Origin of the sequence: Salicola sp. Rm-C-2C1-2, from assembly GCF_040196175.1 — a bacterium.
In the GTDB taxonomy this organism is placed as follows: Bacteria; Pseudomonadota; Gammaproteobacteria; order Pseudomonadales; family Oleiphilaceae; genus Halospina.
The window spans coordinates 61432-75639 of record NZ_JBEFNF010000004.1 but is presented as its reverse complement, the minus strand read 5'-3'; the positions used below and the strand labels follow the sequence as shown (position 1 = coordinate 75639).

Sequence of the window (14208 nt, the reverse complement as noted above, 5' to 3'; positions counted from 1 at the left end):
TCCGTTCAGCTCTCTGATTCTTTACCAGCGCTGCTACCATAGCGGGCTTCGAGGGTGGCGCGGTCTGGCAGGGCCCAGTCCACCTCCGGCAACCCTTTAGTGGCAAGCCACTCATTGGTCCGTGAAAACCATTTCTGTTCAAAGAAACCGCGGTGAGCGGAAAGGGGCGAAGGATGCGGCCCCTCCAGAACCAGGTGCCGGCTGCGGTCAATGAAGCTGCCCTTTTTCTGGGCGTAGCTCCCCCACAACAGGAACACCAACCCCTCGCGCTCTTCATTGAGATAACCGATGACGCGGTCCGTGAAGGTCTCCCAACCCTGCCCGCGATGGGCGCCGGCATTGCCCTGGGCCACGGTCAGCACACTGTTGAGAAGCAGAACACCCTGCTCTGCCCAGGGCTGCAGGCAGCCATGATCCGGGATCGGCGTGCCCAGGTCCTGATTCAATTCCTTGAAAATATTGACCAGTGAAGGCGGCACCTGAACGCCGGGCCGGACGCTGAAACACAGGCCATGGGCCTGCCCCGGTCCGTGGTAGGGATCCTGGCCCAGAATGACCACCGAAGTGCGCTCAAACGGGGTTGTATTGAGCGCGTTGAAGCACAGATTGGCGCGGGGAAACAGGGTTTTCCCCGCCTGCTCCTGGCTGGCGAGAAATTCCCCCAACTTTTCCATGTAGGGTTGTCGGAACTCGCCTTCCAGGCGTTCCCGCCACCCCGTTCCTGGCTTCAGGTGCGACAGCAGCGCTTGCGTGGCAGGATGCATGATCAGCCCTTTCCGGGGCGCATAGCCGGGAAAAGGATCACGTCACGAATTGACGGCGAATCCGTCAGCAGCATCAGAAGCCGATCAATGCCGATGCCCTCACCCGCGGTCGGTGGCAGGCCGTATTCCAGCGCGGTGATGAAGTCCTCGTCATAGAACATGGCCTCGTCATCACCTTCGGTCTTTTCCTGCGCCTGCTCACGGAAACGTTCCGCCTGATCCTCGGCATCGTTAAGCTCGGAGAACCCATTCGCAATCTCGCGCCCGCCCACGAACAGCTCAAAGCGCTCAGTCACGCTCGGGTCGTCGTCGCAGCGCCGTGCTAGAGGCGAGACCTCGGTCGGATACCGGGTGATAAACGTGGGCTGTGTCAGCCGGTGCTCCGCCGTCTCCTCGAAGATCTCGGTCTGTATGCGACCCAGCCCCCAGCCGTCCTTCACTTTGATACCGAGACCCTCTGCGGCCTTCGCCGCCTGTTCCGTATCCGTAAGCTGTGCCTCTGTCAGACCCGGGTTGTGTTCCAGGATGGCTTCCAGAACGCTCAGGCGCCGGAAGGGACCGGAGAAATCATAGGTGACGTGATCCACTACTTCCCCTTGCTCATTCCGCACGCTGTTGCTGAAGTGCGCCTCACCGAACACGCTCTCCGCCACCTCACGCAGCAGATTCTCGGTCAGCTCCATCAGGTGGTTGTAATCGGCATAGGCCTGGTAGAACTCAAGCATGGTGAACTCGGGGTTGTGCCGGGTGGACAGGCCCTCGTTACGGAAATTGCGATTGATCTCAAAGACCTTCTCGAAACCGCCAACCACCAGCCGCTTGAGGTAGAGCTCAGGGGCCACGCGCAGATACATATCGATGTCGAGCGCGTTGTGATGGGTAATGAAGGGCCGGGCGGTGGCGCCACCGGGAATCACCTGCAGCATGGGCGTCTCCGCCTCGATGAAGTCGCGGCAGGTGAGGTAATGACGCATCTGGTTGATGACCTTGGAGCGCACCTTGAAGGTGTTACGTGTGTCCTCATTCATAATGAGGTCAACATAACGTCGGCGATACCGCTGCTCTGGATCAACCAGCCCTTTATGCTTCTCCGGCAGCGGCCGCAGTGACTTGGTCAGAAGCTGGTACTCCTCCATCACCACATACAGGTCACCCTTGCCGGACTTGGAAAGCGTACCCCGCACGCCAACAATGTCGCCCACATCCCAGTCCTTGATCTCCTTCTGCACCTCCTTGGTGCTGTAGATCTGGATCCGCCCGCTCATGTCCTGGATCACAGAGAAGGGTTTGCGATCCAGCATCAGGCGCCCGGCCACGGCGACCTTCATGTTCAACTCGGCCAGCTCTTCCTTGCTGTAGTCGCCGTAACGCGCCTGCAGCTCCTCAGCGGTGCTGTCGCGCTCGAAATCATTGGGGAACGGATTGTCGCTGGCGTCGCGGCGCTTCTGGAGCTTCTCTCGGCGCTCGGCAATCAGCCGGTTCTCGTCCTGGGATGGCGTTGCATCGGTATTGTCCGTCATGGGCGAAAGATTCTCCGGTTACAGGCCCTGCTTGAGACTGGCAATGATGAATTGATCGAGACTGCCGTCGAGCACACTCTGGGTGTTGCTCGTTTCCACACGGGTGCGAAGGTCCTTGATGCGCTGGTCGTCCAGCACATAGGAGCGGATCTGGCTGCCCCAGCCAATATCCGATTTATTGTTTTCTGCAGCCTGTTTTTCTTCATTACGCTTCTGCAGCTCCAGCTCGTAAAGCTTGGCCCGCAACTGCTTCATGGCGTAATCTTTGTTCATGTGCTGTGACCGGCCGCTCTGGTTCGCCACCACTATACCCGTGGGCTGGTGGGTAATCCGCACGGCGGATTCTGTGGTGTTCACGTGCTGGCCGCCCGCACCGGAAGCGCGGTAAACGTCGATCCGTAGGTCCGACGGATCAATCTCAATCTTGATGTTGTCATCGATCTCGGGTGAAGCGAACACCGATGCAAAGGAGGTGTGCCGGCGATTACCCGAATCAAACGGGGACTTTCGAACCAGCCGGTGCACCCCCGTCTCTGTGCGCAGCCAGCCGTAGGCGTACTCACCGTCAATTTTGATCGTGGCGCTTTTGAGCCCCGCCACATCACCGTCCTGCGCCTCCAGAACCTCGTACTTGAAACCTTTAGCCTCGGCCCAGCGCAGAAACATACGCAGCAGCATGTTGGCCCAGTCCTGAGCCTCGGTACCGCCCGACCCGGACTGGATTTCAAGGTAGCAATTGCTGGCATCCATATCACCGGAGAACATCCGCCGGAACTCTAGGGTCTCCAGTTCACCCTCCAGGTTCTTAAGCTCATCGGTTACCTCATTAGCGGCTGCCTCATCCGCCTCGGCCTCGGCCATCTGAAGCAGTTCCTCGGCGTCGCGGATACCAGTGCTAAGACGATCCAGCGTGGAGACAATGGTATGCAGGCCAGCCTGCTCCTTGTTCAGGGCCTGGGCGCGGTCCGGATTGTTCCAGACCTCAGGCTGCTCCAGTTCGCGTTCGACTTCCGTCAGGCGTTCTTTCTTGCTGTCGTAGTCAAAGATACCCCCTAAGCGCTTCCGTACGCGCTTCCAGGTCACGAATGGTCTGCAGGATCGGATTGGTTTCCATAGCCGATGGTCGCTCTATCGTATAAGCATTTGAGAAAGGCGTTTATTGTAACGAATGCGCCGGCCACTGAATACGCGCCTTACACAGGCTCCAGATGCAGGATACGCAGCTGCAGCCGCTCACGCCCGCGGAACCGGTTGGCCTCCAGCTGGTAGGCCAGCCGCACCCGTCGGCACGAGGCCGGCCACTGATCGGTATCCACGTTGAAGGCGATGCCGTCCAGCGGTGTATTCCAGCCGGGCACACTGATCTGCAGTTTCAGGTGGCTTTCACCCACGATCCGCTGATCCGCAAGCTCAAACTCACCATCGAAGACCGGCTCGGGAAACCCCTGCCCCCAAGGGCCACCCCGGGCCAGAAGATGGGCGGTTTCAAGCGTCAGCGAGTCGGGCTCAAGCTCGCCATCGCTGAGAATCTCCGGGCGCAGCAGCTCCGGCTCAACCCGCTCGCGCACCAGCGCCGTCACCGCTTCCCGGAAAGGCTCCATCGCGGGAGCCGCCAAAGTCATACCTGCGGCCATCGCATGTCCGCCATAACGGCTCAGAAGGTTCGGATGACGTGCGTCCAGCTCCGCGATCAGGTCCCGGATATGCAGTCCTGGTACAGACCGTGCTGAGCCCTTGAGCTGACCCTCACCACCCGGTGCAAAGGCAATCACCGGGCGGTGGAACCGTTCCCGCAGTCGCGACGCCAGAAGACCAATCACGCCTTCATGCCATTGGTCATCATACAGACACAGAACCGGCGGCAGCTCGCCCTCATCCAGATGCAGCCGGGCCAGTGCGGCTTCAGCCTCACCGCGCATATCCGACTCAATAGCTCTGCGCTCGCGATTCAGGCGATCCAGCTCGCAGGCGAGACGCTGCGCCTCGCTGTCGTCATCCGTAAGCAGACACTCGATGCCCACCGCCATATCATCAAGACGGCCCGCCGCGTTGAGACGTGGACCCAGCACAAACCCCAGATCCGAGGCTTGCAGTGTATCCGCCTCACGTCCGGCACGTTCAAGCAGGGCCCGGATCCCCGGGCGTGTGCGCCCGGCACGGATCCGACGCAGCCCTTGGGCCACCAGGGTTCGATTGTTGTGGTCCAGGGGCACCACATCCGCCACCGTGCCCAACGCCACCAGGTCCAGGTACTCGGCCATTGCCGGCGGTGCCTGGCTGAACCAGCCGGCCTTTTCCAGTTGGCGGCGAAGTGCGCTCAGTACATAGAAGGTCACCGCCACGCCTGCCGTATTCCCTGTCGGGAAACCACAGCGCGGCTGGTTGGGATTGACGATGGCCGCAGCCGCAGGAAGGGTCTGCCCGGGTAGATGATGATCCGTGACCACAACAGAAACACCGTGCTCCTGGGCGCTCGCGACGCCGTCATGGGCCGCGATGCCATTGTCAACGGTCAGGATCAGGTCCGGCAGTGCCGCCTCCTGCGCCAGCTGAGCGATGATCCCGGGCGTCAGACCGTAGCCATCGGTGAAGCGGCTTGGCACACGGTAGTCAACCGCCCGGGCCCCGAAACGGGTGAGGCTCAGCGCGGCAAGAGCTGTACTGGTGGCACCGTCCGCGTCGAAATCACCGACAATGGTGATGCGCTGCCCCTGCATGACAGCATCGGCGAGAGCGGAAACCGCGGCTTCAATCCCCAGAAACCCCTCAGGACGGGCCAGGGACGCAAGCCCATAATCGAGCTGCGCGGCATCCGTTACGCCCCGGGCCGCATAAAGACGTTTCAGCAGGGGATGGAGATCAGCGCCCGCGAGCGCCTCCCCGCCCGCGCTTTCCCGGCGCACTATGGCCTGCTGCATCAGGGTCAGCTGTTGGCATGGCGCCAGTTACGGGCCATGAACTGCTGAATTGTGGCGAGATCATTATCAAGCACCGTGAAGTGCTCTTCACGTTCCATCAGGTCGGAGAGATGCGCCGGCAGTGACGCCTCGCGGTCCACGCCAGAACGGGCCACCGCATCCGGGAACTTGGCCGGGTGGGCCGTGCCCATGGTCACCATCGGGATCGTCCAATCACGCCGACAGCGCCTCGCCGCTTCCACGCCAATGGCCGTATGCGGGTCCAGCAGGTATTCGGTCTGGCCATGCACGTCCGCGATCACCTCACAGGTCCGCTCGTCACCCACAGCGAAGCTGTCGAAAAGCCGGCGGGCGGCCTGCCAGCGATCAGCCTCCAACGACACCGCGCCCTGATCCGCGCTCTTGAGGAACTGCACCACACTTTCCGGATTCCGGCCATAGAGATCAAACAGTAATCGCTCAAAATTACTGGAGATGGTGATATCCATGCTCGGCGACAGCGTGTGTTCCAGTTTGCCGGTCTCGTAATGGTTGCCGCTGATGAAACGGTGCAGGATATCGTTCTGATTGGTCGCGACCACCAGCTGCTGCACTGGCAGGCCCATTTCTCTTGCCAGATACCCCGCGAAGATATCCCCGAAGTTACCGGTAGGCACCGAGAACGCCAGACTGCGGTGAGGCCCGCCGAGCGCCAGTGAGGCGTAGATGTAATAGACGATCTGGGCCATGATCCGCGCCCAGTTGATGGAGTTGACCGCCACCAGCGAGGTTTTACCTTCCAGAAATGACTGGTCCGCGAAGCTGGCCTTGACCATCTTCTGGCAGTCATCAAAGTTGCCATCCACCGCGATATTGTGCACGTTGTCGCTGAGCACGGTGGTCATCTGGCGCCGCTGCACTTCCGAAACCCGTCCGTGGGGGTGCAGGATGAAGAGATCGACATGCTTTGAATGACGGCAGCCCTCAATAGCCGCCGAACCGGTATCCCCGGAGGTGGCACCGAGTATCACCACGTGCTGGCCCCGCTTTTCCAGCACATAGTCCAGAAGCCGGCCCAGCAGCTGCAGCGCGAAATCCTTGAACGCGAGGGTCGGGCCACGGAACAGTTCCATGACCCATTCATTGGCATCCAGCTGAACCAGTGGCGCTACTGCCCGGTGCGCAAAACCGGCATAGGTCTCGCGCACCATGGCCCGGAAGTCATCCTCAGCGATGGACTCCGCCACAAATGGATACATTACCCGGCAGGCCAGCTCATCATAGGGCAGCCCTCGCAAGGCCATGAGATCTTCCGGCGTATAGCGTGGCAGCGTTTCGGGTACATAGAGGCCGCCATCGGCGGCGAGCCCCTGCAGAAGTACCTCTTCAAAATTGAGCGCGGGCGCCTGCCCGCGGGTACTGATGTATCTCAAGGCGGTCTACCGTCAGTGTCGAGGATCAGTTGTCAGAGAAAATTCTCGGCGCGGATACGAACCACCCTGCCTTCAACCTCAGGCAGCGCTTCCATCTCCGCGATGGCATCATTGACCTGCTTTTCCTGAACCGTATGGGTCAGCAGAATCAACGGGATCCGGCCCTCATGCAGTTCCGACTCCTTCTGCATGATGGATTCAATATTGATGGCATTCTCGCTCATGATAGAGGCGACCTTGGCCAGCACGCCGGGGCGATCCAGTGCCTGGATCCGAAGATAATAGGCGGAACGGATTTCGGCCGGCGGCAGGATCTCGTGCTCGGTAATCGCCTCCGGCTCAAAGCCCAGATAGGGAACGCGCTGATCACTGCCTGAGGCCACTGTGCGCGCAACATCCACCAGATCCGCGATAACGGCGGAGGCGGTAGCCTCGTCGCCGGCGCCGGGACCGTGATACATGGTCTGCCCCACAGCATCGCCATCCACCAGAATGGCATTCAGCACACCATCCACTTTGGCGATCAGGTTGTTGACCGGCACCAATGTCGGGTGGACACGCAGCTCGATGCCTGCCTCGCGAGACCTGGCAATACCCAGGTGTTTGACCCGGTATCCCAGAGCCTCAGCGTGAGCAATGTCGTAAGGCGTAATGTTGGCAATACCCTCAGTATAGGCCCGATCAAACTGCAATGGCACACCAAAGGCGGCAGAGGCCATGATAGTCAGCTTATGGGCCGCATCAATCCCCTCAACGTCGAAGGTCGGGTCGGCTTCGGCATACCCCAGCTCCTGGGCTTCTTTGAGCACTTCATCAAAGTCACGCCCCGCCCGCATTTCGGTGAGGATGTAATTGCCGGTGCCGTTGATGATGCCGGCAAGCCATTGGATACGATTCGCAGCCAGTCCTTCCCGGATTGCCTTGATAACAGGAATGCCGCCGGCAACCCCCGCCTCGTAGGCCACAATGACGTTCTTGCTGCTTGCGGCCTCAAAGATCTCATTGCCGTACACCGCGATCAGAGCTTTATTGGCAGTAACCACGTGCTTACCCTGGTCAATGGCAGCCAGCACCAAGCGTCGGGCATCATCATAGCCCCCGATGAGTTCAACAACCACGTCAATATCCGGGTCGTTGACCACATCGTTAACATCCGTGGAGAAAGGGGTGTCTCCCAGACCCAGATCCGGGCGCGGACGCCGGTTCGCCACCCTCGCCACGCGCAGGTTACAGCCTGCCCGGCCCGCAATAGTACGGGCATTGCGCTGCAGTACCTCCCAAGTGCCGCTGCCGACGGTTCCGAGACCACAGATTCCGATATTAACGTCCTTCAACTGGCCACCTCTCATTCGCTTGAAAATGCACGTCACTGCCGGGGAAACGCGCATGTTATACGCTTTGCGCGTCGAAAAAAACTCGACCGGACCCCACTCCGCGCCAGTGTCAGCCGTCGATTCCCAGCTGCTGCGCCAACGCCTGGGGCGGCTGGTACCCCCGGATCATGCGCCCGGATTCGGTCACCAGAGCCGGGGTGCCACTCACCCCGAAAGACTGACCCAGTTTGAAGTGGGACCGGACCGGCGCGTCACAGGATCCGGCGGACAACTTTTCACCCTGTTTGGCCCGCGTCATGGCACTACGACGATCGTCCGAACACCAGACCGCATTAAGCTGTCGCGCGCCCTTGCTACCTGGCCCGCCTCGCGGGTACGCCAGATAGTTGATACGGATACCCAGCCCGTTGAGCGTTTCCATATCCCGGTGAAGCTTACGGCAATAGCCGCAGGAGGTATCCGTGAACACATACAGATCCGCCTTCACCTCACCCTTATCAGGGCCGAACCGAATCAGCTCCCGGTTGTCGAGCTCAGCGACCGCCGCACGGCGTTGGCTGCTGCGAGCCTGCTCGGTAAGGTTGGCAATGCCTTCGTCATCCACACGCAGCATCTGACCTGTGAACAGGTACCGCCCGTCCGCAGTGGTGTAGAGCAGATTGCCGCCGCTCTGCACCACATAAAGACCGTCGCGCTCTGTTTCCCGGATGCTATCCACAGGCATGTCGGGAATACTCTGCTCCAGATTCTGCCGGATACGCGTCTCGGGCGATTCCGCGGGAGCGGCCGTCGACAGCAGCACCATCACAATCAGCACAAATGCGGGCAACAGGGATTTCATGATCGACTCCGGATCCAATTATTATGATTCCAGAGGATACCGGATTTCGGGCGTTCTGTCGTCGATCAGCCGCGCGGGTGGTGGCTCTGGTGAAGCTGCTGCAGGCGTTCACGCGCTACATGGGTGTAGATCTGGGTAGTGGATAGATCGCTGTGCCCCAACAGCATCTGAACCACTCGCAGATCCGCACCATGGTTAAGCAGGTGGGTGGCAAAGGCGTGGCGAAGAGTGTGCGGGGAAAGTGGCTTGCGGATACCAGCGCGTACGGAGTAACGACGAATGCGATACCAGAAGGCTTGGCGGGTCAGGTGCCCGCCCCGACCGCCGGGGAACAGGGCATCAGTCCCAACACCTCCCGCAAGCTCAGGCCGCGCTTCATGCAGGTAGTGCTCGAGCCATTCCAGAGCTTCTTCGCCCATGGGCACCAAGCGTTCCTTGTTGCCTTTTCCGAGCAGCCGCACCACGCCCTGACGCCGATTGACCTGGGAAAGCCTCAGCGCTACCAACTCCGAGACACGGAGACCACAGGCGTAGAGAAGCTCCATCATGGCCCTATCACGAAGCTCAATAGGTTCATCCATGGCCGGCGCATCCAGGAGCGCCTCAACATCCGCCTCAGTGAGCGTATCCGGCAGACGGCGGGCTAACTTTGGACTGTCCAGACGCAACGTTGGGTCTTCGTCGACCACGCCTTCACGCAGCAGGTAACGGTAGAATCTTCGAAGACAGGAGATACGCCTGGCCGCAGTACTTGAACGGGCCCCGGCGGAAAGCACGCTGGAGAGGTAATCCATGAGGCAGGTTCGATCAACGCCGGTCAGATCACTGCCCGGGTAGCGCTGATTGAGCCAGCGCCCGAACTGCCTCAAGTCGCTTTCGTAGGAAAGCCTGGAACGGTCGCTCAGGCCGGATTCCAGCCAGAGCGACTCACTGAATGACGCAACCAGTTGCTCGTTGCGTTCCTCAGCCAAGCTTTTCTTTGATTCGCGCAGCCTTCCCGGAGAGCTGACGCAGATGGTACAACTTCGCCTGACGCACATCGCCACGGCGCTTGACCGAAACGCTATCGATCAGCCGCGAGTGCGTCTGGAAGGTCCGCTCGACACCGATTCCATAGGAGCGCTTACGCACGGTGAACGAGGAGTTCAGACCACGGTTGCGCTTGCCAATGACCACGCCTTCAAACGCCTGAAGACGCTCACGGTTACCTTCGGTTACCCGTACCTGAACGACCACGGTATCACCCGGGCCGAACTGGGGGATGGACTCCTTGAGCTGCTCGTTTTCAATTTCCTGGACGATGCTGTTCTTGCCACTCATCTTTCACTCACTCCTGAATGTGTCACCAATCCGACCCGCCATCCGGCCGTTCGTTTTCAATCTCCGCCAGCAGTCTCTGCTCTTCGACGGTCAGTTTCCGTTCCCGGAGCAGTTCAGGGCGCCTGCTCAGAGTCCGTTGCAACGACTGTTTCAGCCGCCACTGTCGGATCCGCTCGTGATCGCCACCAAGCAGGACTTCCGGGACCCTGCGTCCTCGGTACTCTTCCGGGCGCGTGTAATGCGCGCAGTCAAGCAGCCCATCAGCGAACGAGTCCTCAACCGCAGACTGACTGTGCCCGAGCACTCCGGGGATCTGGCGGACTACTGCGTCCACCAGCACCATAGCAGCAAGCTCACCGCCGCTGAGCACGTAATCACCGATGGAAATCTCTTCATCCACCCGCGCTTCCAGAACGCGCTCATCAATCCCCTCGTAGCGCCCCGAAATAAGCACCAGACCGGGCTCCGTTGCCAAAGACTCGACTTTTGCCTGATCCAGCATCTGCCCCTGGGGCGAGAGACAGATTACTTTCGCGCCCTGACCGACCTGCGCCACCGCCGCGTCAATAGCGGCCTCCAGCGGTTCGGCTTTCATAACCATGCCTGGACCGCCCCCATAGGGCCGGTCGTCCACCGTACGGTGACGGTCGCGGGTAAAGCTCCGCGGATTGATACAGTCCAGAACCAGTTGCCCGCCGGAAACCGCCCTGCCAGTCACGCCATAATCGGTGATTGTCCGGAACACTTCCGGAAAAATACTGATGGTCGCAACCCGCAACCCGAGTGCCTCTTGTCTGCTCTGCGCCCGATTACCCGGTGTCTCGACTGTATTCAGAACTCCGGATCCCAATCCACCTCAAGAACAGCCTCGTCGAGGTCCACCGATCTGACGATCTCGTCAGGCAGAAAGGGAATAAGGCGCTCTCTGCCATCCAGGCTGACCCCATCAGCACGCACTACCAGAACATCATTCGACCCGGTCTCGATCAGGTGGTCGACCACCCCCAGGTCATGCCCCTCATCAGCAGTGCGTACCCGCAGCCCCTGGAGCTGGTACCAGTAATACTCACCCTCTCCAAGCGGCGGAAGCTCGCTGGTCCCAACACGGATATCGAGGCCGCAGAGTCGGGCTGCCTGATCCCTGTCCTCAACACCTTCAAGCTTGGCAATCAGTGTCTTGCCATGTGGCTTGCCGGTCACAAGGCGGATGCTGCGGGCCTCTCCCGAGGACGCACGCCCATCAACAAGGGTCCAGTTCCGATACTGGAAGATGTTACCGCGGGGCTCCGTGTAGGAATAAACCTTCACCCAGCCCTGCACCCCGTAAACCGAGGTGATCTGACCCAGAACGGTTTCCTCAACCCTCACGGACACGACGCCCTTACTCGGAAGCCGCCTCTTTCAGCAGGCTGTTTACCCGGTCTGTGGGCTGTGCACCCTGGTCGATCCAATACTGGGCACGCTCTGCGTCGAGCCGCAGACGTTCCTCATGGCCACGCGCCACCGGGTTAAAGAAGCCCAACCGTTCAATGTAGCGGCCATCTCTGGGCTTGCGGCTGTCCGTGACCTGGACATGGTAAAACGGGCGCTTCTTGGCGCCGCCTCGTGTCAAACGGATTGTTACCATTTCAGCGACTGTCCTGTTGCGTTCAAATAAATCAGTTCAGACAAGCCTGTGCATGCGAACCGGCTGCCACGGGTTATATCACACCCGTGTGAAAGGGCTGACATTCTACTGTAAAACGCCGCCCCTGAAAAGCATTGATAATGGGCATCAGCGCCGCCCCATCGGAGGCATACCGCCACCGCCCGTACTGCCGGGGCCGCCCTGCCCACCAGCGCCGCCCTGGCCCATCATACCCTGCATGCCTCGCATCATGTTCTCCATGCCACCCTTTTTGCCCATTTTTTTCATCATCTTCTGCATCTGCTTGTGCTGTTTGAGCAGGCGATTGATTTCCTGCATCTGCACACCCGAACCAGAAGCGATGCGGCGCTTGCGGGAGCTGCTGATGACATCCGGGTAGCGGCGCTCATGCGGGGTCATGGAGGAGATGATGGCCTCCATCCGCCCGATGGACTTGTCATTGACCTGCTTTTCGGCCATTTCCTGGTACTGGCCCATACCAGGCATCTTCTCCATCATGGCGCCCATGCCGCCCATTTTCTTCATCTGCTGAAGCTGATCCCGGAAATCCTCAAGATCAAATTTCTTGCCTTTCTTGATCTTTTTGGTGAGCTTCTGGGCCTTTTTCTGGTCAACCTTCTGCTCGGCATCCTCGATGAGCGAGAGCACATCGCCCATACCCAGAATCCGCGAGGCGATGCGGTCGGGATGGAACACTTCCAACGCATCGCTTTTCTCGCCCACGCCCATGAACTTGATGGGACGGCCGGTAATGTGGCGGACGGAGAGGGCGGCACCGCCGCGAGCATCACCATCGGCCTTGGTCAGGATCACGCCACTGAGCGGCAGCGCCTCACTGAATGCCTTGGCAGTATTGGCCGCGTCCTGACCGCTCATGGCATCGACCACGAACAGCGTCTCGTTGGGCTGCACAGCCTTATTCAACCGACCAATCTCATCCATCATGTCGTTGTCGACATGCAACCGGCCCGCCGTGTCAACGATCACCACATCGATAAAACGCCGACGCGCCTCATCGACGGCGTTATTGGCGATGGTGACCGGGTCCTGATCCGTACTGCTGGGATAGAAGGTAGCATCGACCTCACCAGCAAGAGTCTCAAGCTGATTGATCGCCGCCGGGCGATAGACGTCGGCACTGACCACCAGCACCGATTTTTTCTCGCGCTCCTTCAGATAACGCGCCAGCTTGGCCACACTGGTGGTCTTACCAGCACCCTGAAGACCAGCCATCATGACCACAGCAGGCGGTTTGCCTTCAAGCTTAAGGGGCTCGGCAGCCCCCATTACCGCCTCCAGCTCACTCTGGACGAGCTTGACGAACGCCTGCCCTGGCGTAAGGCTGCGCATCACTTCCTGGCCCACAGCTTTCTGTCGCACGTTCTCGACGAAAGCCTTGACCACCGGCAGCGCTACGTCCGCCTCAAGCAGCGCCATGCGCACTTCGCGCAAGGTTTCACTGATATTGTTCTCGGTCAGCTTCGCCTGGCCGGAGATCTTGCGCAGACTCCCTGAGAGCCGGTCGGTAAGATTATCAAACATGGATGCCCGCAATTGTCGGTTGATGTTTAACGCCATTATAACCAGACTGAGCGTCTGGAGACGAACCGGAGCCGGTCATACCAACGCAAATGGGCACGACCATCATCGCCTTCACCGCTGTCATCCTATACGGTGCGGGAACACTGCTACAGGCACTGCGGGTCCGCTCGGGCAACCAGCGCGCCGGCTGGCTAGGCCAGCTCACCGGCGTCCTCGCCATTGCCGCCCATCTCACCTTTGCATTGCGCTTCATGGTATTGGAGGGCGGTGTGAATCTCTCCGTGCTCGTAGCCGGTACAGCGATTGCCGCGCTTCTGGCTACCCTGGTGCTGATTCTTTCCCTGCGCTACCCAATGCAGCCGCTGCTTCTCATCGCCTACCCGATCGCCCTGATAAGCATCCTGGCGAAGCTGGCCTTCTACACTGGTCCCAGGGTGGTCAATGACTCCAATCTTGGAGTGCTACTGCACGTCAGCCTGGCGATTACTGCCTTCAGCCTGCTGGCGCTGGCCGCCATTCAGGCGATTCTGGTGTACCTGCAGCACCATCATCTGAAGGCCCACCACAGCGGACTACTGGTGCGCGCCCTGCCGCCTCTGGAAACCATGGAAGCCCTGCTTTTCGGGCTCATCCACGCAGGGGTTGCCATTCTGACGCTGGCCATCATCACCGGAGCCATCTTCATTCAGGATCTTCTTGGCCAGCAGCTGGCGCACAAGACCGTTTTCACCCTGCTGGCGTGGCTGGTGTTCGCCGCGCTGATCCTGGGACATCAGATTCGGGGCTGGCGCGGCGCGGTGGCCAGCAGGTGGACACTGGCTGGCTGCATACTGCTGGCGCTGGGCTACTTCGGCACCCGCTTGGTCATCGACGTCCTTCTCTGACGACCACCGCACAATAACGGGCCAC

Annotated in this window: 14 protein-coding genes; 1 reads left to right on the top strand and 13 read right to left on the bottom strand. The window is 60.1% G+C overall.

Going from position 1 to position 14208, the window contains the following annotated elements:
• Nucleotides 1–5: 5 nt before the first annotated feature.
• From ung to ffh, 13 genes are all read right to left on the bottom strand, one after another.
• Nucleotides 6–764, bottom strand: coding sequence for a uracil-DNA glycosylase (gene ung, locus AAF659_RS08860; protein ID WP_349751381.1), 759 nt, complete (start codon nucleotides 762–764; stop codon nucleotides 6–8).
• 2 nt (nucleotides 765–766) lie between these two features.
• The gene (lysS, locus tag AAF659_RS08855) at nucleotides 767–2284 is read right to left on the bottom strand and encodes a lysine--tRNA ligase (RefSeq protein WP_349751380.1); all 1518 of its coding nucleotides are present in this window, start codon (nucleotides 2282–2284) and stop codon (nucleotides 767–769) included.
• A gap of 18 nt (nucleotides 2285–2302) precedes the next feature.
• A protein-coding gene (gene prfB / locus AAF659_RS08850) for a peptide chain release factor 2 (protein ID WP_349751379.1) occupies nucleotides 2303–3398 on the bottom strand; the annotation gives its coding sequence in 2 pieces (ribosomal slippage) (nucleotides 2303–3325 and nucleotides 3327–3398; 1095 coding nt in all).
• 79 nt (nucleotides 3399–3477) lie between these two features.
• Complete coding sequence (recJ, locus tag AAF659_RS08845; protein WP_349751378.1) at nucleotides 3478–5202, bottom strand: single-stranded-DNA-specific exonuclease RecJ; 1725 nt, start codon at nucleotides 5200–5202, stop codon at nucleotides 3478–3480.
• A 5-nt stretch (nucleotides 5203–5207) separates the two neighbouring features.
• Complete coding sequence (gene thrC / locus AAF659_RS08840; RefSeq protein ID WP_349751377.1) at nucleotides 5208–6614, bottom strand: threonine synthase; 1407 nt, start codon at nucleotides 6612–6614, stop codon at nucleotides 5208–5210.
• A gap of 32 nt (nucleotides 6615–6646) precedes the next feature.
• The gene (locus tag AAF659_RS08835) at nucleotides 6647–7948 is read right to left on the bottom strand and encodes a homoserine dehydrogenase (protein ID WP_349751376.1); all 1302 of its coding nucleotides are present in this window, start codon (nucleotides 7946–7948) and stop codon (nucleotides 6647–6649) included.
• A 109-nt stretch (nucleotides 7949–8057) separates the two neighbouring features.
• A complete protein-coding gene (locus AAF659_RS08830; RefSeq protein WP_349751375.1) occupies nucleotides 8058–8789 on the bottom strand; it encodes a DsbC family protein in 732 nt (243 codons plus the stop codon).
• 65 nt (nucleotides 8790–8854) lie between these two features.
• On the bottom strand, nucleotides 8855–9760 hold the full coding sequence (gene xerD / locus AAF659_RS08825) for a site-specific tyrosine recombinase XerD (RefSeq protein ID WP_349751374.1): 906 nt from the start codon (nucleotides 9758–9760) through the stop codon (nucleotides 8855–8857).
• The gene (rplS, locus tag AAF659_RS08820; protein WP_349751373.1) at nucleotides 9753–10109 is read right to left on the bottom strand and encodes a 50S ribosomal protein L19; all 357 of its coding nucleotides are present in this window, start codon (nucleotides 10107–10109) and stop codon (nucleotides 9753–9755) included. Before rplS ends, xerD begins: the two co-directional genes overlap by 8 nt.
• 22 nt (nucleotides 10110–10131) lie before the next feature.
• A complete protein-coding gene (trmD, locus tag AAF659_RS08815) occupies nucleotides 10132–10887 on the bottom strand; it encodes a tRNA (guanosine(37)-N1)-methyltransferase TrmD (protein ID WP_349751535.1) in 756 nt (251 codons plus the stop codon).
• 53 nt (nucleotides 10888–10940) lie between these two features.
• A complete protein-coding gene (gene rimM / locus AAF659_RS08810) occupies nucleotides 10941–11477 on the bottom strand; it encodes a ribosome maturation factor RimM (RefSeq protein ID WP_349751372.1) in 537 nt (178 codons plus the stop codon).
• Between the two features lie 13 nt (nucleotides 11478–11490).
• The gene (rpsP, locus tag AAF659_RS08805) at nucleotides 11491–11736 is read right to left on the bottom strand and encodes a 30S ribosomal protein S16 (RefSeq protein ID WP_349751371.1); all 246 of its coding nucleotides are present in this window, start codon (nucleotides 11734–11736) and stop codon (nucleotides 11491–11493) included.
• Between the two features lie 147 nt (nucleotides 11737–11883).
• Nucleotides 11884–13299: a signal recognition particle protein gene (gene ffh / locus AAF659_RS08800; protein WP_349751370.1), complete on the bottom strand. Its 1416-nt coding sequence runs from the start codon at nucleotides 13297–13299 to the stop codon at nucleotides 11884–11886.
• 89 nt (nucleotides 13300–13388) lie between these two features.
• Between ffh and AAF659_RS08795 the strand changes: the two genes are divergently transcribed.
• Nucleotides 13389–14183, top strand: a complete 795-nt coding sequence (locus tag AAF659_RS08795; protein ID WP_349751369.1) for a cytochrome C assembly family protein — start codon at nucleotides 13389–13391, stop codon at nucleotides 14181–14183.
• Nucleotides 14184–14208 lie beyond the last annotated feature (25 nt).

Coding starts and splice junctions, on each gene's coding strand:
- ung (WP_349751381.1), bottom strand. CDS start 764: ATGCATCCTGCCACGCAAGCGCTGCTGTCGCACCTGAAGCCAGGAACG.
- rplS (WP_349751373.1), bottom strand. CDS start 10,109: ATGAGTGGCAAGAACAGCATCGTCCAGGAAATTGAAAACGAGCAGCTC.
- lysS (WP_349751380.1), bottom strand. CDS start 2,284: ATGACGGACAATACCGATGCAACGCCATCCCAGGACGAGAACCGGCTG.
- rpsP (WP_349751371.1), bottom strand. CDS start 11,736: ATGGTAACAATCCGTTTGACACGAGGCGGCGCCAAGAAGCGCCCGTTT.
- AAF659_RS08795 (WP_349751369.1), top strand. CDS start 13,389: ATGGGCACGACCATCATCGCCTTCACCGCTGTCATCCTATACGGTGCG.
- AAF659_RS08830 (WP_349751375.1), bottom strand. CDS start 8,789: ATGAAATCCCTGTTGCCCGCATTTGTGCTGATTGTGATGGTGCTGCTG.
- ffh (WP_349751370.1), bottom strand. CDS start 13,299: ATGTTTGATAATCTTACCGACCGGCTCTCAGGGAGTCTGCGCAAGATC.
- recJ (WP_349751378.1), bottom strand. CDS start 5,202: ATGCAGCAGGCCATAGTGCGCCGGGAAAGCGCGGGCGGGGAGGCGCTC.